We start from the raw sequence: 22,871 nt of genomic DNA, 5'->3' as shown, positions 1-22,871 counted from the left end.
ATTATCTAGTAATATACAAGTATCCGTTTTTCTCCTGAGTTGCTCCGTCAGCAGTCGTATATTTCAATATATAGAAATAAGTTCCGTCCGGCAATGGTTCTGATGAGCTGATTGTCGCTCTTCCATCAGAATATCCTTTAAATACTTTATCGTTATTGTTGTATCCTTTGGTTTCGAAAACCTGAACACCCCAACGGTTAAAGATCAGCACTTCATTATTCGGATAACACTCGATACCTGCAATATATAAGATGTCGTTGCTACCGTCTCCGTTTGGAGAAACCGCGTTGAATACATTAATCGTACAACCGTTTACTGTGATAACTGTCGGATTATTTCCTACCAGATCATGATCATCCGAACTATCGGTTACCACTTCTCCCTGCGGACTTGTTCCGTTTACAAATGCCTGGTTACTAACCGAACCGGCAATGATATCAGCCTGAGTAATCACATATACAGCAGTAAATGTCGTACTATCGCTTGCTCCTACAGCCAGATTGATCGGTCCGCCTGTTACCACCACACCCGGTAGCGGATCAGTAATTGTTACATTCGACAAGCTTGTATTACCCGTATTGGTTACTGTAAAACTATAAGTAATCGTTTCACCGGCCTGAGCAATTCCGTCATGGTTATTATCATTAAACACACCTGTTTTGATTAAAGCAATACTTGGCGTTTGTATTAATGGTGTTACGGTACAATCCGGACAAGCAGGATCAATTAACGGATCATTCGGATCTATTGGTGTCGGATCTTCCGAATCGTCTACAACTGTACTTCCATCAGGAGCAGTTCCTTCAACAAAAGCCAGGTTATACACTGCACCTTCATCGATATCAGCCTGTGTAATCGTATACATAGCTGTAAAAGTTGTACTATTCGTCATTCCCGGTTCCAGACTACTTAAAGGTCCGCCGGTAACCGTCACGATAGGATCACTAATCGTGATATTGGTAATCGTCACATTTCCGGTATTTGAAACGGTAAATGTATAGGCAATGGTATCACCCGCATTTACAACACCGTCACCGTTAGTATCCTGATACGTTCCGTCTTTGTATAATGCCAATTGTGGATTTTGCGGTAAAATCGTAACCGTAGGCGTATCGTTGGTTGTACTGGTTCCCGATGTATCCTCTACAGGATCACCTTGCGGAGATGTACCACTTGCAACAGCTGTATTACTAATTTGTCCGTTATTAATATCTGCCTGGGTTAGCGTATAGGTCGCTGTAGCCGTTCCAATCGCACCCGGTGCTAATGTAGCCGGTGTTACTGATAGATTCGCTACTCCGATTAATGCATCATTGATCACTAATCCGTTAACCGTTACGTTACCCGTATTGGTTACTGTAAAAGTATAAGTGATTGTTTCACCAACCTGTGCGTAAGTATCCGCATTGGTATCATTAAATACCGCTGTTTTTACTAAAGCAATCGCAGGGTTTTGCGGTAAAGTAGTAACTGTTGGCGTATCGTTGGTTGTACTGGTTCCCGATGTATCCTCTACAGGATCACCTTGCGGAGATGTACCACTTGCAACTGCCGTGTTACTAATTTGTCCGTTATTAATATCTGCCTGAGTTAGCGTATAAGTCGCTGTAGCTGTTCCGATAGCACCCGGTGCTAATATAGCAGGGTTAACCGATAAATTCGCTACTCCGATTAATGCATCGTTGATCACTAATCCGTTAACCGTTACGTTACCCGTGTTGGTTACTGTAAAAGTATACGTAATCGTTTCACCAACCTGTGCGTAAGTATCCGCATTGGTATCGTTAAATACCGCTGTTTTTACTAAAGCAATCGCAGGGTTTTGCGGTAAAGTTGTAACTGTTGGCGTATCGTTGGTCGTACTTGTTCCCGAAGTATCCTCTACAGGATCACCTTGTGGAGACGTTCCACTTGCAACAGCTGTATTACTAATCTGACCGTTATTAATATCTGCCTGGGTTAGCGTATAAGTCGCTGTAGCCGTTCCAATCGCACCCGGTGCTAATATAACAGGGTTAACCGATAAATTCGCTACTCCGATTAATGCATCGTTGATCACTAATCCGTTAACCGTTACATTACCCGTGTTGGTTACCGTAAAAGTATAGGTGATTGTTTCACCAACCTGTGCGTAAGTATCCGCATTGGTATCATTAAATACCGCTGTTTTTACTAAAGCAATAGCAGGGTTTTGCGGTAAAGTTGTAACTGTTGGCGTATCGTTGGTCGTACTTGTTCCTGATGTATCCTCTACAGGATCACCTTGCGGAGATGTACCACTTGCAACTGCCGTATTACTAATCTGACCGTTATTAACATCTGCCTGGGTTAGCGTATAAGTCGCTGTAGCTGTTCCGATAGCACCCGGTGCTAATGTAGCCGGTGTTACTGATAAATTCGCTACTCCGATTAATGCATCGTTGATCACTAATCCGTTAACCGTTACGTTACCCGTGTTGGTTACCGTAAAAGTATAGGTGATCGTTTCACCAACCTGTGCATATGTATCCGCATTGGTATCGTTGAATACCGCTGTTTTTACTAAAGCAATCGCAGGGTTTTGCGGTAAAGTTGTAACCGTAGGCGTATCGTTAGTCGTACTGGTTCCCGATGTATCCTCTACAGGATCACCTTGCGGAGACGTACCACTTGCAACTGCCGTGTTACTAATCTGACCGTTATTAATATCTGCCTGGGTTAGTGTATAAGTCGCTGTAGCCGTTCCGATTGCACCCGGTGCTAATGTAGCAGGGGTTACCGATAAATTCGCTACTCCGATTAATGCATCGTTGATCACTAATCCGTTAACTGTTACATTACCCGTGTTGGTTACCGTAAAAGTATAGGTGATTGTTTCACCAACCTGAGCATATGTATCCGCATTGGTATCATTAAATACCGCTGTTTTTACTAAAGCAATCGCAGGGTTTTGCGGTAAAGTTGTAACCGTTGGCGTATCGTTCGTTGTACTTGTTCCTGATGTATCCTCTACAGGATCACCTTGCGGAGATGTACCACTTGCAACTGCCGTGTTACTAATCTGACCGTTATTAATATCTGCCTGGGTTAGTGTATAAGTCGCTGTAGCCGTTCCGATCGCTCCCGGTGCTAATGTAGCAGGGGTTACCGATAAATTCGCTACTCCGATTAATGCATCGTTGATCACTAATCCGTTAACCGTTACGTTTCCTGTGTTGGTTACCGTAAAAGTATAGGTGATTGTTTCACCAACCTGAGCATATGTATCCGCATTGGTATCATTAAATACCGCTGTTTTTACTAAAGCAATAGCAGGGTTTTGCGGTAAAGTTGTAACCGTAGGCGTATCGTTCGTTGTACTCGTTCCTGATGTATCCTCTACAGGATCACCTTGTGGAGACGTACCACTTGCAACAGCCGTATTACTAATCTGACCGTTATTAATATCTGCCTGAGTTAGCGTATAAGTCGCTGTAGCTGTTCCGATAGCACCCGGTGCTAATGTAGCAGGGTTAACCGATAAATTCGCTACTCCGATTAATGCATCGTTGATCACTAATCCGTTAATCGTTACGTTTCCTGTATTAGTTACCGTAAAAGTATAGGTGATTGTTTCACCAACCTGTGCATATGTATCCGCATTGGTATCGTTAAATACCGCTGTTTTTACTAAAGCAATCGCAGGGTTTTGCGGTAAAGTTGTAACCGTAGGCGTATCGTTCGTTGTACTCGTTCCTGATGTATCCTCTACAGGATCACCTTGTGGAGACGTTCCACTTGCAACTGCCGTATTACTAATTTGTCCGTTATTAATATCTGCCTGAGTTAGCGTATAAGTCGCTGTAGCTGTTCCGATAGCACCCGGTGCTAATATAGCAGGGTTAACCGATAAATTCGCTACTCCGATTAATGCATCGTTGATCACTAATCCGTTAACCGTTACGTTTCCTGTGTTGGTTACCGTAAAAGTATAGGTGATTGTTTCACCAACCTGAGCATAAGTATCCGCATTGGTATCGTTAAATACCGCTGTTTTTACTAAAGCAATAGCAGGGTTTTGCGGTAAAGTTGTAACTGTTGGCGTATCGTTGGTCGTACTTGTTCCTGATGTATCCTCTACAGGATCACCTTGTGGAGATGTACCACTTGCAACTGCCGTGTTACTAATTTGTCCGTTATTAACATCTGCCTGAGTTAGCGTATAAGTCGCTGTAGCCGTTCCGATAGCACCCGGTGCTAATGTAGCAGGGGTTACCGATAAATTCGCTACTCCGATTAATGCATCGTTGATCACTAATCCGTTAACTGTTACATTACCCGTGTTGGTTACCGTAAAAGTATAGGTGATTGTTTCACCAACCTGTGCGTAAGTATCCGCATTGATATCGTTAAATACCGCTGTTTTTACTAAAGCAATAGCAGGGTTTTGTGGTAAAGTTGTAACCGTAGGCGTATCGTTCGTTGTACTTGTTCCTGATGTATCCTCTACAGGATCACCTTGCGGAGACGTACCACTTGCAACAGCTGTATTACTAATCTGACCGTTATTAATATCTGCCTGGGTTAGCGTATAAGTCGCTGTAGCCGTTCCAATCGCACCCGGTGCTAATGTAGCCGGTGTTACCGATAAATTCGCTACTCCGATTAATGCATCGTTGATCACTAATCCGTTAATCGTTACGTTTCCTGTATTAGTTACCGTAAAAGTATAGGTGATTGTTTCACCAACCTGTGCATATGTATCCGCATTGGTATCGTTAAATACCGCTGTTTTTACTAAAGCTATCGCAGGGTTTTGCGGTAAAGTTGTAACTGTTGGCGTATCGTTGGTCGTACTTGTTCCTGATGTATCCTCTACAGGATCACCTTGTGGAGACGTTCCACTTGCAACTGCCGTATTACTAATCTGACCGTTATTAATATCTGCCTGGGTTAGCGTATAGGTCGCTGTAGCCGTTCCAATCGCACCCGGTGCTAATGTAGCCGGTGTTACTGATAGATTCGCTACTCCGATTAATGCATCATTGATCACTAATCCGTTAACCGTTACGTTACCCGTATTGGTTACTGTAAAAGTATAAGTGATTGTTTCACCAACCTGTGCGTAAGTATCCGCATTGGTATCATTAAATACCGCTGTTTTTACTAAAGCAATCGCAGGGTTTTGCGGTAAAGTAGTAACTGTTGGCGTATCGTTGGTCGTACTGGTTCCCGATGTATCCTCTACAGGATCACCTTGCGGAGATGTACCACTTGCAACTGCCGTGTTACTAATTTGTCCGTTATTAATATCTGCCTGAGTTAGCGTATAAGTCGCTGTAGCTGTTCCGATAGCACCCGGTGCTAATATAGCAGGGTTAACCGATAAATTCGCTACTCCGATTAATGCATCGTTGATCACTAATCCGTTAACCGTTACGTTACCCGTGTTGGTTACTGTAAAAGTATACGTAATCGTTTCACCAACCTGTGCGTAAGTATCCGCATTGGTATCGTTAAATACCGCTGTTTTTACTAAAGCAATTGCAGGATTTTGTGTCAAGTTTGTAATTGTACACTTCGGACAAGTCGGATCATATCCACTATTTCCCGGTTGTGACGGATTAGTCGGATCTTCCGATTCATCTGTAACCGGACCTCCATTAGGATCTTCTCCTGTAACAGTTGCTAAATTTCGAACAAATCCATTGTTCAGATCCGCTTGAGTTACCGTATGTGTTGCCGTAACCGTAACGCTCTGCCCTTGTGCCAAAGTACTAATTGTAGCAGGAGAAATACTACCTGCATCTGCATTGGCATCTGTTATTGTCATATTACTAACCGTTACATTTCCTGTATTAGTTACTACTAATGTATATTGAATTAGATCTCCAACACTATCATATGTACCACTGATAGCATCTTTAGTCAACGTTAGTTCCGGTTCCATAACAAAAACCGTTACAACTGCTGTATCACAATTAGTTGGATTCAACACTTCACAAATCTGATAGGTTAATGTGTATGTTCCTCCAGGTGTACCCGGAATCACATCTACATTTCCATTCGGATTTAATACTAAGTTCGGATTCGGAACTGTTGTTGTCAAAATCACTTCTGACGGTACAACTGCTATTCCGTTTAATGTATCATTCGTATATACATTAACTACGTTTGTTGCGCCTGTTGTTCCGTTGATGTTCGTTGCACTATCGTTTTCGGCATTGATAACCGGTGCCACAACTGTTACACTTACAACTGCTGTATCACAATTGGTCGGGTTCAATACTTCACAAATCTGATAGGTTAATGTGTATGTTCCTCCAGGTGTACCCGGAATCACATCTACATTTCCATTCGGATTTAATACTAAGTTCGGATTCGGAACTGTTGTTGTCAAAATCACTTCTGACGGTACAACTGCTATTCCGTTTAATGCATCATTCGTATATACATTAACTACGTTTGTTGCGCCTGTCGTTCCGTTGATGTTTGTCGCACTATCATTTTCGGCATTGATAACCGGTGCTACAACTGTTACACTTACAACTGCTGTATCACAATTAGTTGGATTCAACACTTCACAAATCTGATACGTCAACGTATACGTTCCTGCCGGTGTACCCGGAATCACATCTACATTTCCATTCGGATTTAATACTAAGTTCGGGTTCGGAACTGTTGTTGTTAAAATCACTTCTGACGGTACAACTGCTGTGCCGTTTAATGTATCATTCGTATATACATTCACCACATTCGTAGCGCCTGTTGTTCCGTTGATGTTCGTTGCACTATCATTTTCGGCATTGATAACCGGTGCTACAACTGTTACACTTACAACTGCTGTATCACAATTGGTCGGATTCAATACTTCACAAATCTGATACGTCAACGTATACGTTCCTGCCGGTGTACCCGGAATCACGTCTATATTTCCATTCGGATTTAATACTAAGTTCGGGTTCGGAACTGTTGTTGTCAAAATTACTTCTGACGGTACAACTGCTGTGCCGTTTAAGGTATCATTTGTATAAACATTAACCACATTCGTAGCGCCTGTTGTTCCGTTGATGTTCGTTGCACTATCATTTTCGGCATTGATAACCGGTGCTACAACTGTCACACTTACAACTGCTGTATCACAATTGGTCGGATTCAATACTTCACAAATCTGATACGTCAACGTATACGTTCCTGCCGGTGTACCCGGAATCACGTCTATATTTCCATTCGGATTTAATACTAAGTTCGGGTTCGGAACTGTTGTTGTCAAAATTACTTCTGACGGTACAACTGCTGTGCCGTTTAATGTATCATTCGTATATACATTAACTACGTTTGTTGCGCCTGTTGTTCCGTTGATGTTCGTCGCACTATCATTTTCGGCATTGATAACCGGTGCCACAACTGTTACACTTACAACTGCTGTATCACAATTGGTCGGGTTCAATACTTCACAAATCTGATACGTCAACGTATACGTTCCTGCCGGTGTACCCGGAATTACGTCTATATTTCCATTCGGATTTAATACTAAATTCGGGTTCGGAACTGTTGTTGTTAAAATTACTTCTGACGGTACAACTGCTGTGCCGTTTAAGGTATCATTCGTATATACATTAACTACGTTTGTTGCTCCCGTTGTTCCGTTGATGTTCGTTGCACTATCATTTTCGGCATTGATAACCGGTGCTACAACTGTTACACTTACAACTGCTGTATCACAATTGGTCGGATTCAATACTTCACAAATCTGATACGTCAACGTATACGTTCCTGCCGGTGTACCCGGAATCACGTCTATATTTCCATTCGGATTTAATACTAAGTTCGGGTTCGGAACTGTTGTTGTCAAAATTACTTCTGACGGTACAACTGCTGTGCCGTTTAAGGTATCATTTGTATATACATTAACTACGTTTGTTGCGCCTGTTGTTCCGTTGATGTTTGTTGCACTATCGTTTTCTGCTACTACAACGCTAATCGCTCTTGTTGGCGTACTTGTCGCTGTATTATTAGTTGGATTAGGATCATTCTCATTTCCTGAAACAATAGCATTATTAGTATAAATACCGGTAGCATTTACTGTAACCGTAACGGTTAAAGTTTGTGATTGACCGTTTGTCAAGTTACCAATCGTCCATAAACCGGCTACATGGTTAAAAGTACCCGCAGTTGTTGTGGAAGATACATAGGTATATCCGGTTGGTAGCTGTTCTACCACCTGAACTCCTGTTGCATTTCCGGCACCGTTATTTGTCGCCGTTATCGTAAAAGTAATCTGATCCCCTACAGACGGTGTCATGTTACTCGCCGTTTTTGTCACCGCTAAATCAGCAGCAACGATTGGTGTAATTGTATTGTATTTGATATTGTTACAATTTTCCACAGCTGTTCCGTTTAAACACTCCAAATGCGGATCAGTTGGCGGGTTCGTTCCCGGATTTGTTGCATCGGGATCGGTTACATCCGCCGGTCGAATAATACTTGCTTCTACTGTTAACGGTTGTCCGCCCGCTGTCGGACTCACAGTTCCGTTAATTGTAAATACTACCTGACCACCATTTGTCATATCCAGATTAGCCGTATAATTTCCGGTTACCGGATCAATCGTACCATTTACTACAACAACCGTTCCCTGACTATTTACATACGTTACCGTATTAATTGTAAATCCGGCCGGTACTATAAAATTAAATCCTGCTCCGGTAACTGCACTTGGTCCGTTGTTATTCACCGTTACCGTATAACTCATATTTTGCCCGGCAATAACCGTTGTAGTTGAAGGGACAACACTCACCACCTCTAAATCGGCGGCTGCCACAACAACATCCAATGTTTTAACAATCACTTCACCCGGAACGAAACTCCAGGTATCCATTGATTTCTCATTTCCAAAACTGGATGATCCGGTTCCGCTGTTTCCGCTTCCGCTACTACCTGAGGTATATAATCCCCATTTGTGTCCGTTAGTATTACTGGAAATTCCGGCATTTCCGGAAGCCAAAGGATTCGATCGGTGTGTTGCCATACCTCCGGTTACATCCGTATCATCCCAATAAACCAAATCTTTAGTTGGTGAATATACATTATAACTGTTATCCAATTGTTCGATTATAATTCCTCCCGGATTAATCTCCATATCGATAAACGGGAAGTGTACTTCGGCTCCGAATAGCTGAACCCGGATTTCCCCGATATTCGTTCCGGCCGGAAGTATATTTCCGCTACCATCTCTTCCGTCCCAATATACTGTATTCGTTCCTACAATACAGTTTCCGTTAATAACTCGGGTTGGGAAACCGCCAATAATCTCAATTCGATAGGTTCCCGCCAAGTTCGAATCAAAACCGATATAAGCTCCTTTATTACCTGATAAATCCGGTGTTCCTTCTACTCCGGTATAGGTAATATTAGAAGCTGTAGGGGTTAAAACTGCATTTTTCAGCCATGTTGTTCCTCCGCTAATACTGGCACTTGAAGGTAAATCCACTGCCGGTTTAGAATAAAAAATCTTGTGCGTTACATTCGACCCTGAATCCTGGCTTCTCGGATCATGAATCCGGAACTGCGCATCAGTCGGGTCTGAAATATTCAAACTTTTATAAGACGGATCTCCCGTAGCTGTCAGGAATCCTTTATTATTTACAAAAAAAGTAAATCCTACTCCATTAGATCCGTTATTCGTAACACGATACGCAATACCGTCACGTGTTAATACATACATATTACCATAGAAAGCCTTATTAGCTAAAAAGGACGATCCTGAAATATGCAGGTTTAAGATATTGGTATATACCCTACCATTTAACCAGGCTGTGTTCGTACTGTTTCGAACCGATACATCCCAGGCTGCAATAAGCTCGGTATTTGTTCCTTGTGTCCAGTTGGCATCTGCTGCGATATCCGTAACACCAGGGGTTGATGAACTGGTCTCCGATCCGGACGGTAAGAACTCAACTTTCCAGATTCCTTCCTCTCCTGCAGCCACTACCGTAGTAAAAGGTTGGTAGCGATTTGCTCCCGTAGCTTGCCCCGAATATAGCGGTCCGGCAAGTTCTTCCGCTCTGTTCGCAATTCTACCTACTGCATTATTTGCCGAAAGATAAACTGTTCCATCCGGAGCTGTAAGCCGTATTCTTCCATTGGTTACCCCTTGTGCACTGGAAGCAGCAGCGATGGTCTCGCCCACTTTCGCATATACATAATGAGTTCCTAATGTTTTAAAAGGCCATGACCGGATTGTAGTTCCGCCAGATTCATACGCATTACTGTACAAAAAGGCTCGGTTACCTGTAGCGCCTGAAGGATAGAAGTCTTTACTTCCATCGGCAAACATTGCATTCCAGAAACCAGTAATCATAAAAATAAAGAACAAGAGGTATGTTTTCTTCCTGTTGGCCAACAACAATTGAAAACAACTACTTCTCTGTCGATAGGACAACTTCTTGTCACTATAACTGTAATTTTCGTTCATTTTTTTGGTTTTTAATTTTTACTCCTTTGTAAGATTTTACAAGTGCGAAATTCCAAAAACCAAAGGCTTAAAACGTTTCAATCGTGTGGCATGATGTACTTCCCACACGATTGAAACGTGATAAATATTTTACAAAATACTGAATATCAATAAATTAAAAATAGTCCGTAAAAAATCGGGTAGAAATACGGGTACAAAAAAACAGGATATACAATCCTGTTTCTACTTTTTACTTTTGTTGTCTTTTTTTATGATTGACGGTATTCCGATGGTGTACATTCCATCAGATTTTTAAAGTAGCGATTAAAGGTCACTTTTGAATTAAATCCGCTTTTAAAAGCAATTTCTTCGAGGTTCGTTTCCGGCTCGTCCAATAGTAATTGGCAAGAATAACTTACCCTATACGAATTGATATATTGATAAAAAGTCTGATTTATTGTCATATTAAACAGCTGCGTCAAATGATGTTTCGGAATTTTCACCTTTCGCGACAAACTTTCCAATGATAATTCAGTATCCAGAAAAATTTGTTCCTTCTCCATCATTTCATTCAGCTTTTGTTCATATTCCCTTAGAATTTCCGGAGTCAGTGCCGATTTTTGATATTGCTTTTTAGTCATCTGTAAATCATCATCCGACAAAGCTTCTTCCGTCTTACTATATTGTAACAAACTATCAATACAATATTTAAAAATCAGTAATGAAACAAACAACATCACACCGTATAGGATAACGCCGGGAAATAACGCCCCCATTTCCTCCTTTTGAAAAACTTTCGAAAATATAAGACTGGCAAAAAGACTGGCGATCAGTAAAAGCCAGGTTGCCCCTGAATTGATCAGCTTTCTAAGACGCCCATCTGCAATCATTTTTTTCTGGTTCAAAAAAAGATAAGACACATAAAGCACCATCGATAAAACTTTACCGGAATACAATATGATAAAATATGGCAAACTAAAGTTTTGTAGCACTTCTGCTTTCACTAAAAATACAATGTAAACTATTGTTACCAGTAAAAAGGGACCCAAATGCAATAGTATATTTTTCCGGCTCGGTCGTTTTTCATCATTTGAAAAAGCCAGAAAGTACAATATCGGTCCGTACAGCAAACCAAACGGAACGCCGCTGTCAATAAAAGGGCTGTCGGCAAAATAGTATCGGGCACAAAGTGCGTAAACCGAATGGACCAGCGAGACAAGAACCGCATAACGGATTACTTTATCAAACGGAGTGTCTGAATTATTTCTTAAAATGACATATAATGTCAAAGCATTAGTAGCTGATACTAATATAAGGAGCAAAAAGAGCATAGGATATCCTTTTATAAGTGTTGTACTTTTGTCTTATAATAGGATGGCAGACAACCGGTGTATTCTTTAAAATAGCGGTTAAAAGATGTTTTCGAATTAAATCCGCAATCATAAGCCAATGATTCAATCTTAATTCCGGAATCATTTTGTAGTCGGGTTAACGCATATTCAATCCGTAATTCGGCTATATACTGATAAAAATTTTTCCCCAGATATCCGTTTAACAATTGCGACAAATGATGTTTCGGAATCGTTGTTTCGACGGATAACATTTCCAGTGAAATATCCGGATTACGATATATATCGGTTTCCCTTACACATTTTTCGAGTGTTTCTATGTACAGTGTAGAAACCGAATCATCCAATCCCGTAATTCCTGTTCTGTTTTTTTGTTTTATTCTTCCTTTTTCTTTTTTTCCGGAAAATACCAGAAACATACAAATCAATACGATAAAGATCCCTAACTGAAAAAACAACATCGAAACCGGATCAAAACCAAAATCCAGAATACCTAATCCGATACGAATCGCTAATAAAGTGACCAATATGGCCGCAAAATAACAGCCATACAATAATAATTGTATAAACTCTTTATCCGCATCCGAAGCTGTATTGTTTTTAACGCTATTGATCATTGATATAGTCAAAGCATACGAAAACAGCGAAACTGCCAGTACAATCAGATAAGCGGCATAATAACGTTGCCAACCTCCTAAAACAGCTGCATCTATTGTAAAAGCCAGATACAAACAGCTAAACAGGAAGAAAGGCAGAATATGCATCCAGAATCTTCTTGCCTCCATTTTTCTGACAATTAACAACAATAACGGACCGTATAACAATCCGAAAGGTGCACGTAAATTGGAGTAGAAACAAGCAAGGTGTACAATTGACAATATTAAAATAAGCTTTAAAACACCTTTTAGCCGGGCATTATCAAACAATATTTTGATATACATAATGTTTTATTTAGGATTGATTGTATTTTGATTAGATTATAAACCGGTATCAATTCTAAAATTTGGGGAATACAAATATCTGAACTAAAAAGAGATTTTACTGTAACGATTCTTTATTACATCTTGTAGAATTATTTCTACAAAAATAGTCGTCCGATCTTGTTTATTTTTTTGTAATATTGAACCTTTCCCGACGTATCTAAAAATAGTCCGGTTTTTTAAACGTTCCTATGAATACTTTTCTCCGTTTAACATTACTCTTATTAATCAGCTATTTACCGGCATTCGGGCAACAGGAACATACTTATAAATGGTATACCTCTGATAACGGAGAGCTTCCTCAAAATAGTGTAAAATCGATAGTCCCGGATCAACACGGCTTTATCTGGCTGGCTACCGAAGACGGTCTGGTTCGTTTCGACGGACAACAGTTTAAAGTATATAATAGTGATAATGTAAAAGGACTAAAGTCTAACCGGATGAAGTTTATAAAAAAAACGTATCATCAGGACGGTAATTATATCAGCAATGATCTCGGCCAGATTTTAAAGATCGAACAAAACCCGAAACTCTATTATAAAGACGGAAAAGATATTCATCCGTTAAATGAAATCGGTCGTTTGTTTGGTAATAATGTACAAATATCATCGGAGTTTTTTAAATATTATCGCCGTTATGATATTCTAATCCGTGATAAAGTTTTTCAGATTTCTCCGGATAGTATTCGTTATTATTCCGCAACTACCAAAAAGGTGATCAATCGTTACGCTCATAAGCTCGACATGGACTCCCGGTTTTTTATCCTTAATAATATACTCTATCTAAAAAGTAAAGCTTCCTATTTTGAGGTTACTCCTCAAAAACTGATTCCTATCGCACTGGATAATCCGCCAAAAGAAAGCGGCGATATTTATATTAACAATGCCATCGATCAGGCTTTTTTATATGCCGATAAAAAACTCTATTTTCTTTCTGCCGATAAAACCGGATTGCATAAAATCGAAGTATTGTCCGGATTCGATATTATTCAAAATAAAGTTTGTGCCATTTATTATGATGCTAAGCTAAGAATTCTCTATCTGGGTAGCCTTACTAAGGGTTTTACGATTATCCGACAGAATTTTTTTAAAAATTTTGTCGATGAAAAAGATCCGGTTGTCTATTCTAATGTATTGTTTGACTCGACCAGTGTATTAACCGGAACCGATCAGATTATTGATTACAAAGGCGCTATACGACATTTAAAACAGCCGGTTAAAACCAATAAGTTTTACTCCATAATGGACAATAACGGCGATTTATGGACGCTTGATATCCGGGATTTGTACCGCTATAAAAAAGAATCCGGTTACACTAAATTTGATCATTGGACATTAAATTATTTTATGAGCGCGGTTTACAAAGCTCCGGACGGTATGATCTGGATTGGAACAACCGACAGTAAGACCTATAAAAAAGGGGAAATCTATAAAATTGATCCCAATGCTAAAGCTCCCAAATTAATTCCCGTAATCACTAATCTAAATTTTTCACCCTGTAGTATTTATAAAACAAATCAGAATACCGTAATTATCGGATCGCCATCCGGATTATATCATTTGGATATCGATAATAAATATATCACTAAAAATACGGTTGTAAACGAATCGTTTGTTCGCGGAATCAATAGTTCCGATGCTAAAAACATTTGGATCTGTACCTATAACAACGGTTTATTTCTGATTCGGGACGGAAAAGGCACTACTCATTTCCCGTTCGATAAAAACAAATATATCCGTTCGGCACATTGTGTTGCAGAAGATCAAAAAGGGTTTATCTGGATTCCGACCAACAAGGGGTTGTTCCAGGCTTCAAAACAAAACCTGTTGGATTATGCCGATAAAAAACGGCAGACAGTATATTATCATTATTACGATAAAAATTCCGGTTTTAGCACCAATGAATTTAACGGCGGATGTTTCCCGTGTGCTACTAATTTACCAAACGGTTATATTGCATTACCTTCCTTTGAAGGCCTTACTTATTTTGACAGTAAAAACGTCACTCCTATTTTACCAACGGCACCTATCTATAGCAATGAAGCGCGAATTGATGATCGTCCCGTTTTTTTTAATGATACTCTTCAATTAAACAGAGGATTCGGGCGCGTTGTCATCTCCTTTAACAGTCCGTTTTACGGAAATCCCGAAAACCTGAATATCGAAGTTAAACTGGAAGGCAATGAAGTCAATCCGTATTGGACCAAAACCACCGAAAACTATACGATTTCCTATACGACTCTCTCCCCCGGTGAATATCGGTTAACGGCTCGAAAATTAAACGGTTTCGAATCGAAATATGATTATAAAACCATCACAATTATTGTTCCTCCTGCTTTCTGGCAAACGATTTGGTTTAAAAGTCTGGTTATTTTAGGTGCATCTTTACTTTTGTATTACGGATTCCGTCAGCGTACCCAATACATCCGCCAGCAAAATCTGTTACTGGAACGAAATGTTTCCCTTCGTACAGCCGAATTAAAAAGTACGATTACAGCACTTACTCAGACACAAGCCGATCTGAGCGAACAGATTCATTCGCATAAAAGACTGATCGGTTCGATTACGCACGATATCAAGAGTCCGCTAAAATATATGGCGTTGACCGGAAAATATCTATATGAAAACCTGGACCGCGACAATCCGGATTTCCAGGAGAATATCAAAACGATGTATACCTCATCCTTTGAACTGTTTCATTTTGTAAACAATTTACTGGAATACTCTAAAATTTACCTGAATAAAGATAATCTCCAGAATGAATCCTTTAGTTTATACAATTTGATCAATGAAAAAATTAAACTATTTGATCCGATTGCAAAGTCAAAACGAAATGTTCTTGAAAACACTGTTTCCGACCGAATTTATCTGAACCTGAACCAACAGCTTTTTACCATTATCATTCATAATTTGCTTGATAATGCGATTAAAAATACGGTAAACGGTACTATTCGTTTTAGTGCGCTATGTAATAACGGCTATGTTCATATAAGATTGGTTGACACCGGTAGCGGAATGCGTCCTGAAATGTTGGAATACTACCAATCGCTTTCGCAAAAAATGAAATCAGAAAACTATGAAAAACAATTTACAAAAGGAATTGGCTTTCATATCATTATAGAGTTGCTTAATCTGGTTGACGGAGAAATTGCGATTGAAAGTGAACAAAATAAAGGAACGGCTATTACCCTGACATTAAAACAGTATTAGCTGTTTTCTTCGTAAAGTTTAAAAAGATCAACCAGCGAAACCACACTTTTAATATCCAGTTTTTCAAAAATCCTGCTTTTATAGGTACTTACCGTAGACATTTGAATATTCAGATGATTGGCGATTTCAAGACTTCCGTAACCGTTAACCAATAACCGGCTAATTTCAAGTTCCCTATTCGAAAGACGCTCAAGCGGACTCGCTTGCGAGACGTTATTTAATAAATCATTGATCAATTTATCTTTCAGATTGTCACTGATATATTTCCCGGTTGTCAATACTTTTTTAACCGCTTCTACAACCTCATCTTCATTCCCTAGTTTATTCAGGTAACCGTTAGCTCCTGAATTAAGGTAACGCATAGCATACACTTCTTCTTCAAAAGCCGAAAACATCAGTATTTTGACTTCCGGACTTATTGTTCGGATTTTTTCGATCATGGAGACATTATTGCCGCCGGGTAGATTGATATCTAAAATGATCAAATCAAAAGCAGTTACTGCTACTTTTTCTAAAATCCCATTTAGTGTATCGGTTTGGACAATACTGATATCAGGCAGTGAATATTTCAGGATGAGTGACACCCCTTGTCGTACGACACTATGGTCATCGGCAATTAGTATATTATATTCAGCTGTCATCGGATGGGGATTGGTTATCTTACAAAGATATATTTTTTTTTATTCCGTTTGTAATCCGAACCGTACCAATCAAGGCCGCTCTATTGTCCGGTACCGGCCGGTAGAACGGGATTTTCGTAATCCGATAATAACAGTTCATACTCTTCGGTTTTCATCTTATGAACATACTGATTGAGTTCGCGGGTATATAAGTTTAATAAATCGGCCGATTCTTTCATTCCCTCAATCAGCATTTGTAATTCGTCCTGATTCAATTGCGTTTCTTTTAACAAATCGGAAACCCCTAAAATCTGAGTTACCGGTTGTCGTACTTCATGGGATATTTTAAACAGTATTTTTTCGAGTCGCCGGATTCTTTTTTCGCGTTGTTCGTCCAGTTTTTTCTTTTCATCGATCGGAACCCGGATGGAGAAGTATTGCGTAATTTTATTATTGGTGTCAAAAACCGGAAAAATAATGGAATATACCCAATAAAAACTACCGTCTTTCGCTTTGTTTTTGATCTCACCTTCCCATACGTTTCCGTTTCCGATGGTTTTCCACATCGCTTTAAAAAACGTTTTTTGGTGATGCCCGGAATTGAGTAAGCTATGGTTTTCGCCAATCAGTTCCCTTTCCTCATACTTGGAAATTTCACAAAATTTCTGGTTGGCATAGATAATGGTTCCTTTAATGTCTGTGATCGAAGAAATAATATTAAAATTGCTATCGTCCGAATTCTTGTCCAGCAAGATTCGAAGATCCTTTATACTCTTTTGCATTATGAAAATCGTAGATTGTAATTTGCTCAATAATGAAGTGTTATAACTTCATCCCCTAAAAACAAATTTACAAAATGCAAACACTGACAAACTTAAAAAAAACATAATTTTAACGATTATTAACAGGAAAACTACAAGTAATACAATACATTAGATTTCTTTGTATTTTTTAAGATAAAAAAAACACTTTCTATAAAATCCGGTCTTAAAATGGCAGCCATCAACCTGTAAAAACAAGTCAAAACGAACTCAAATTAATCGCATTCTTTATAAAAAGTGCTTTTAACGATGTTATAATCCTTACAAACCGGTTATTCTCTATGGTGCCAGCAATACTTTCCGCTGAGTGTTTTATTCTTACAGCGTTTCCCTTTTTGTGTTTTTCCGTTGCACTGAACTGAGAATCCTTTTAATTCGCCGCTAAAGCAATCTTCCTGTGATGCTTTAATGTTAATCCGGTATTCTTTTCCGTGGGTTTGAAATTCCGTATATCCGTCTTCATTAAAAAAAACATCTTTAAAATCCTGTATAACAGTACGATCTTCATTTTTGATTTCCTTAAGGTATCCTTTTGCGACTTTAATGATCAGATTTTCACTGGAAATACTTTTCTCCTCCAGGTCGTTAATTGATATTGTAGCACAATAATCGCCATCCCAACCCGTATCCGGTTCATTAATAATGGCAACACTGGAAGGAGTTGTCATAATGCCGGCCGGTTTATATTCCGGTTCCTGATTTAACAGTAATTCTTTCTCCTGACAAGCTACCGTGAGGAGCATACACAGGGCGTAATGCAGTAATTTTGTTTTCATAAGCTATAATTAGTGGATTATTCTTCTTTACAATTACAAAAGCAAAAAGCTAAATCCGATTGGGATATGATCGGATACTTTCCGCGCCCAATTCAGACTTTCAAATTCCTGAAAAAAGAGATGTGCTTTTTTATCGATCAATCGGACTTTTTTTGTCTGATAAAAGATATTATCAAATTCGGAAGCCAGACATTCCTGTTGTATACAATGCTGTTTTAATGTTGTTTTCTGATTCCGAAAAACCGGCTGAAATCCCATTCCTTTTAACGGATTAAAAACCGTATGTTGTTGCGGACAATTGAAATCGCCTGCGAATATCAAATTACAGTTCGGATAGTTTGCCGGTAGCTTTTTAAAATGCTTGATCTCCGTCTCCGGTTGGCTACTTTTCGTGATAGCATGGAAATTAACCACTGTAAATTCTTTCCCTTTACTGGTAAATGTTCCGTAATAAGGTTCCCGATCGATATCCGTCTTGTACTCTTTTTCAAGCCAGACTTTTATCTTTCGTACTCTTGCCGTTTTCCACAGAAAAGCATAGCGTTCGGTTTTATAAGACGATCCTGATGTCGGTTCACTAACTGCATAATCCCATTTGCTTCCTTTACGATTAAGTTCAGCCGCTAACCGGGCTACAGCCTGTGTTCCTCCATATCCGGCTACTACTTCCTGAACGGCAACCACATCATAATCCCGGATCGTATTGGCAATAAAGGCTATTGTTTTGTTATTCTTGCTTTTTCCGAAATCCGATAAATTCCAGCTGCACAATTTTATCTGGGCTGAAAGAATACAAGTGTAAAGTAGCAGTATTGCTAAAAATAATAACTTTTTTATCATTGCTATTCTAAGACGTCCTGATGAACATAGCCTATTGTTCCTGTTTTTTCGGCTTTAACTTTAATCCAGGGTTTCCGTTTTTCCTGAAAGATAATCCTTTCTCCCTTTTTCACGGTTTCCAATATTTTGTAATGGTTACCGGGACCTTCTCTGAGTGTAATAAACATTGTGGTTATAAAAATGGGCTGTCCGCTGTAAAATGAGGGTGTACGGGTTATGGTTACCGTTTTCACCTTAGAGCCGGTAGGCGTTTTTTTCTCTTTTCTTTTATATTCGACTACTTCCGGACTTCTATCTCTGCAAACGCCGCAAGAACCTCCGTTCGAACAGTGTTTACATCCGGAACAATTCGTACAGGCCGTACAATAATCGGATCCCGTGCAACCTCTGCTTCCTTTATCACAGCAGGAAGCCAGAAGTTTTGTTGTATTGTGTTGCGCCCGAACACTGTTTATTGTCAGTAATAATAAGCAGGAAAAAAGAAAATGTTTCATCATCGTTTGTTTTTAGGTGGTTACCATTTTTACTTTCCAAAACTAAACTGATGTAAAACGAATCCATTACGGTTTTACGTAAAAGCATCCGGACCGATTCAAAAAAAAACACCTCCTATTAAGAGGTGCTTTATTCGACTCATCCGGGTTAAATTAATCCGAGATCTTTTGAGATCGAAACCAGATGCGGATTATTTTTAGCTTTTAATGATGTTTTCAACCGATTAATCCGCTTTTCAATACTACTCTTACTATAATGCATATCATCGGCAATTTCGCCCTGATCAAACCCTTTCGACAATAGCAGAATGATCTGGATATCCAATTCGTCTATTTCATCAAGCTCGCAATCGGCTTTACCGTATTTTAACTCCGGCGATACAAATTTTTCGTCGCTATTATAAATCGTTTTGATGGCTTGTTTTAATTCCCGGATGCTTTCTCTGCTTTTATTGATATAGGCATCACAATCCAATTCTTCCAGCAGACCTTTAATTACATACGGTTTTGTTTCGACCGAATATACAATCACTTTGATGTCCGGTTGCTCACGGCGTACGGCTTCAATAAGCTCTTCTCCGGAATTCAGTTTATTGTCCCGGAATTTATTTTCGACAAATGACAAATCACTGATCAATAAGTCAAACGGTTCCTGATCGATTTTGGCTCTTTTTACTTTCAGCAATGCATCATCGCAATACTGAACATGGTGAATACTATCTTCCGAGACAAGCTCTTCCAACATTTGTTTTACCCCTAAATTAACGGTATCGAAATCTTCGGCAATTAAAATCTTTTTAAACATACTTCGTGTAATTTACTTTGGAAATGAAAAACTTACTTTAAATCCCTTATCGGGAACAGAATCAAAAGTATAGGTTCCGGAAATGCTTTCGATACGGGTTTCCACATTTCGAAGTCCGTTTTTTAATGCCAGCTTATTTTTATCGATACCAATACCGTTATCGGAATAATCAATTTGGATATTGGTATCGTTTAACTGGAAACGCACGACAACCAGTGAACTTCGGCTGTGTTTTTTCATGTTGACCAATAATTCCTGTAAAACCCGGTAAACAACAATCTTTTTGGTCGGATCCACTTCTTCCCAGTTAATTCCGTCAATACCGCTGGACATCACATTAACCCGTTCGCTTTTATAACTTTTGATCACTTCTTTAAGCTGTTCCGGATACTCTTTTCCGGTATCGATCGCGCTGTTTTCGTGAGAAATATTACGACTTCCGATATAAATTTTATCAAGAGATTCCAATAGCATTTCTTTATTTTCCGAATCCGATAAGTCTTTTACCTCAGCGAAAGTCATCACATTAAAGACATCATTTGCCAGTTCATCGTGGACTTTTTTAGCGATTCGGGTTTCCGTTTTATAGGATTCCAGGAGTTTTTCAATTCTATTTTTTTCCCGCATCCGGCGAAACACGTAAAGAATAATCAACACACCGGCTACCAAAATCGCAATCATAGCAATCTGTCGTCTTTGTGCTAATGCCAACTGTGCCGTTTTTTGTGCTTCACTTGCTTTTCGGCGTAAATTTTCAGCCTGAATTTCACTATACTTAAATTTAATCTGAGTGAAGGTCATTTTTGCAGTCTGACGTACTTCAGTAATACTATCCGTTAATCTTTGAAAATTTAGGGAATACTTTTTCACATCCGGTCCCGATGTCAAGACCGTTAATTTTTTTAATGCGTCCAAACGATCGTCAATCCGTCTCATTTTTGTGGCTCTGTCATAGGCATCTTTTGCATATTGTGTGGCCAAAGCCGGATTGCTGTTTTTATAATAATCCGAAAGATGCAGATTACTAATAATTAAATCACCGGCCAAAGTCGGATCAGCGGATCGCATTTCATAGGCTTTCTTATAATATTCGAGGCTTTTGTTATTACCGGCATTATAATAGGCAAATCCCATATTATCATAGGCTCTGGCCAAAGTACGCTCAACTTTCGCATCCTGGATTACTTCTTCTATCGTTTTCCGGGCTACCTCAAAATACTTTTTATTTTCCTTTGCTTTGTAGGCATAACTAAGTCCGATGTTGTTTTTAATAATGAGTCGGTCACTCGGATCTTCGGTACTATCGGCCGCATTTTGGAAATTTTCAATCGCAATCATATAATTTCGCAACGATTTATAAACGATTCCCAGATTGTTACTGGCACTGGTAAAATAATACCGGCTATTTACTTTTTTATTTAAAGACAATACTTCAACATTCAATCCTTCCATTGTTGAATAATCGTTGGATCTTTCGGCAATATCCGACATCAATAACAGCGCATACATTTCCTCTATTTCATAATTTCTTTTGCTTAATAATGTTCTGGCGTCATTTAAATAGGCAAAAGCCAGGCTATCCTTCTCCGTATTTTTATAATAAAATCCTAAATCCCGTTTTGCAATTGCAATATGAAAGGTATCTTTTTTCTGTTCCGAAAATTTCAGATATTCTTTAGCAAAAGCTTCCGCCTTATCCGGGAAATACCAGCTAAAGGTTTCCGATTTTGCCTTCATGGCTTTTAATTCCAGGGAATCAATGCCGGCTGCAATTGCCAGTTCCAATGCCTTATTCGCTTCTTTCATCCGATAGTCACCCGAGCTGTCAGCATCCGTAGTACTATTTTGAATATAGTGCTGAATCTGAGTTATGGCAGGATTGGCGTTGTGCTCATTATTTTTCGCACAGGAAGCTATAAAAATCGCAATTAGCAATAATAAAAACGGGGAATAAAACTTTTTAAGTATCATTCCCCGAAGTTAATAAAATTACGATAAGATTATAATGTCAATTTTTATGGTTTTTTAGGTGGTTTTACCGGAATTGTACCGTCTTCACCTGTTCCACCGCCACCTTCTTGATTGGGCGGAATAGTATCGCCCGGTTTAGCCATTATCAGATAGTCATCATATTCGGATAAATTTTGCAATACTTCCTCTTGTTGTTTCGTAGAAGGAGCGAACAGTTCTTCAGCACTTTTATCATTTGAACACGATACTAATGACAATCCCATTACAGCAACAGCTGCTATCAAATATAAATTTTTCATGATATTTACAGTTAAAAATTAGAAATGGGCGTTGCAGTCCGGGACCTTGTCCCGGAGGTTTGTTTGGTGGCAACGCCGTTGATTTTTGATGTTGGGAAGTGTTGATGAGACAGAAAAAGCATAATATGAATTATACTTCCCGGATAACTATATTACGTTTTTCCGTATCATCAAAGTAGAAGTAGTCTTGTACATTTGTCCTGTAATGCATATCGGGACTGAACTAATTCTGAAGCAAAGGAATCAGTTATTTTTCAAGCAGTTAAACATTTATCCTTTATTTACTTTTTTTA

General features: G+C 39.2%; 12 protein-coding genes. 1 reads left to right on the top strand and 11 read right to left on the bottom strand.

Annotated elements, in window-relative coordinates; translation table 11 throughout:
* Nucleotide 1 precedes the first annotated feature (1 nt).
* The 3 genes from NOX80_RS09490 to NOX80_RS09480 form a co-directional block, all read right to left on the bottom strand.
* Complete coding sequence (locus tag NOX80_RS09490) at nt 2–10,435, bottom strand: DUF7507 domain-containing protein (RefSeq protein WP_256549533.1); 10,434 nt, start codon at nt 10,433–10,435, stop codon at nt 2–4.
* A gap of 248 nt (nt 10,436–10,683) precedes the next feature.
* The gene (locus NOX80_RS09485; protein WP_256549532.1) at nt 10,684–11,745 is read right to left on the bottom strand and encodes a helix-turn-helix domain-containing protein; all 1,062 of its coding nucleotides are present in this window, start codon (nt 11,743–11,745) and stop codon (nt 10,684–10,686) included.
* An 11-nt stretch (nt 11,746–11,756) separates the two neighbouring features.
* A complete protein-coding gene (locus NOX80_RS09480; RefSeq protein ID WP_256549531.1) occupies nt 11,757–12,704 on the bottom strand; it encodes a helix-turn-helix domain-containing protein in 948 nt (315 codons plus the stop codon).
* Nucleotides 12,705–12,934: 230 nt separating this feature from the next.
* Here NOX80_RS09480 and NOX80_RS09475 point away from each other — a divergent pair, with 230 nt between their 5' ends.
* Complete coding sequence (locus tag NOX80_RS09475) at nt 12,935–15,952, top strand: sensor histidine kinase (protein ID WP_256549530.1); 3,018 nt, start codon at nt 12,935–12,937, stop codon at nt 15,950–15,952.
* On the opposite strand, the gene NOX80_RS09470 is transcribed toward NOX80_RS09475, so the two are convergent.
* The 8 genes from NOX80_RS09470 to NOX80_RS09435 all read right to left on the bottom strand — a co-directional run bounded on the left by NOX80_RS09470 (nt 15,949) and on the right by NOX80_RS09435 (nt 22,578).
* On the bottom strand, nt 15,949–16,593 hold the full coding sequence (locus tag NOX80_RS09470; RefSeq protein WP_256549529.1) for a response regulator transcription factor: 645 nt from the start codon (nt 16,591–16,593) through the stop codon (nt 15,949–15,951). The two genes, NOX80_RS09475 and NOX80_RS09470, sit on opposite strands and share 4 nt — an antisense overlap.
* Nucleotides 16,594–16,673: 80 nt before the next feature.
* Nucleotides 16,674–17,354, bottom strand: a complete 681-nt coding sequence (locus NOX80_RS09465) for a PAS domain-containing protein (RefSeq protein WP_256549528.1) — start codon at nt 17,352–17,354, stop codon at nt 16,674–16,676.
* A 311-nt stretch (nt 17,355–17,665) separates the two neighbouring features.
* Nucleotides 17,666–18,169, bottom strand: a complete 504-nt coding sequence (locus NOX80_RS09460) for a hypothetical protein (RefSeq protein ID WP_256549527.1) — start codon at nt 18,167–18,169, stop codon at nt 17,666–17,668.
* Between the two features lie 33 nt (nt 18,170–18,202).
* Complete coding sequence (locus NOX80_RS09455; RefSeq protein WP_256549526.1) at nt 18,203–18,940, bottom strand: endonuclease/exonuclease/phosphatase family protein; 738 nt, start codon at nt 18,938–18,940, stop codon at nt 18,203–18,205.
* Nucleotides 18,941–19,011: 71 nt separating this feature from the next.
* Entirely contained in the window at nt 19,012–19,506 is a 495-nt protein-coding gene (locus NOX80_RS09450; RefSeq protein WP_256549525.1) for an SH3 domain-containing protein, read from the bottom strand.
* A gap of 145 nt (nt 19,507–19,651) precedes the next feature.
* Nucleotides 19,652–20,308, bottom strand: coding sequence for a DNA-binding response regulator (locus NOX80_RS09445; RefSeq protein ID WP_256549524.1), 657 nt, complete (start codon nt 20,306–20,308; stop codon nt 19,652–19,654).
* Nucleotides 20,309–20,320: 12 nt separating this feature from the next.
* On the bottom strand, nt 20,321–22,279 hold the full coding sequence (locus NOX80_RS09440; protein WP_256549523.1) for a tetratricopeptide repeat-containing sensor histidine kinase: 1,959 nt from the start codon (nt 22,277–22,279) through the stop codon (nt 20,321–20,323).
* Between the two features lie 44 nt (nt 22,280–22,323).
* Nucleotides 22,324–22,578 (bottom strand): hypothetical protein, encoded by a 255-nt coding sequence (locus NOX80_RS09435; protein WP_256549522.1) that lies wholly within the window; start codon nt 22,576–22,578, stop codon nt 22,324–22,326.
* Between the last annotated feature and the right edge of the window lie 293 nt (nt 22,579–22,871).

The sequence above is a fragment of the Flavobacterium cerinum genome, from assembly GCF_024496085.1.
Taxonomy (GTDB): domain Bacteria; phylum Bacteroidota; class Bacteroidia; order Flavobacteriales; family Flavobacteriaceae; genus Flavobacterium; species Flavobacterium cerinum_A.
Note: the sequence above shows the minus strand (reverse complement) of the source record. Positions and strands in the feature narration are given on the sequence as shown.

What these genes read in the sequence shown, in the direction of transcription:
- NOX80_RS09475 (WP_256549530.1), top strand. Translation starts at nt 12,935, where the DNA reads ATGAATACTTTTCTCCGTTTAACATTACTCTTATTAATCAGCTATTTA.
- NOX80_RS09470 (WP_256549529.1), bottom strand. Translation starts at nt 16,593, where the DNA reads ATGACAGCTGAATATAATATACTAATTGCCGATGACCATAGTGTCGTA.
- NOX80_RS09490 (WP_256549533.1), bottom strand. Translation starts at nt 10,435, where the DNA reads ATGAACGAAAATTACAGTTATAGTGACAAGAAGTTGTCCTATCGACAG.
- NOX80_RS09450 (WP_256549525.1), bottom strand. Translation starts at nt 19,506, where the DNA reads ATGATGAAACATTTTCTTTTTTCCTGCTTATTATTACTGACAATAAAC.
- NOX80_RS09465 (WP_256549528.1), bottom strand. Translation starts at nt 17,354, where the DNA reads ATGCAAAAGAGTATAAAGGATCTTCGAATCTTGCTGGACAAGAATTCG.
- NOX80_RS09435 (WP_256549522.1), bottom strand. Translation starts at nt 22,578, where the DNA reads ATGAAAAATTTATATTTGATAGCAGCTGTTGCTGTAATGGGATTGTCA.
- NOX80_RS09440 (WP_256549523.1), bottom strand. Translation starts at nt 22,279, where the DNA reads ATGATACTTAAAAAGTTTTATTCCCCGTTTTTATTATTGCTAATTGCG.
- NOX80_RS09445 (WP_256549524.1), bottom strand. Translation starts at nt 20,308, where the DNA reads ATGTTTAAAAAGATTTTAATTGCCGAAGATTTCGATACCGTTAATTTA.
- NOX80_RS09485 (WP_256549532.1), bottom strand. Translation starts at nt 11,745, where the DNA reads ATGCTCTTTTTGCTCCTTATATTAGTATCAGCTACTAATGCTTTGACA.
- NOX80_RS09460 (WP_256549527.1), bottom strand. Translation starts at nt 18,169, where the DNA reads ATGAAAACAAAATTACTGCATTACGCCCTGTGTATGCTCCTCACGGTA.
- NOX80_RS09480 (WP_256549531.1), bottom strand. Translation starts at nt 12,704, where the DNA reads ATGTATATCAAAATATTGTTTGATAATGCCCGGCTAAAAGGTGTTTTA.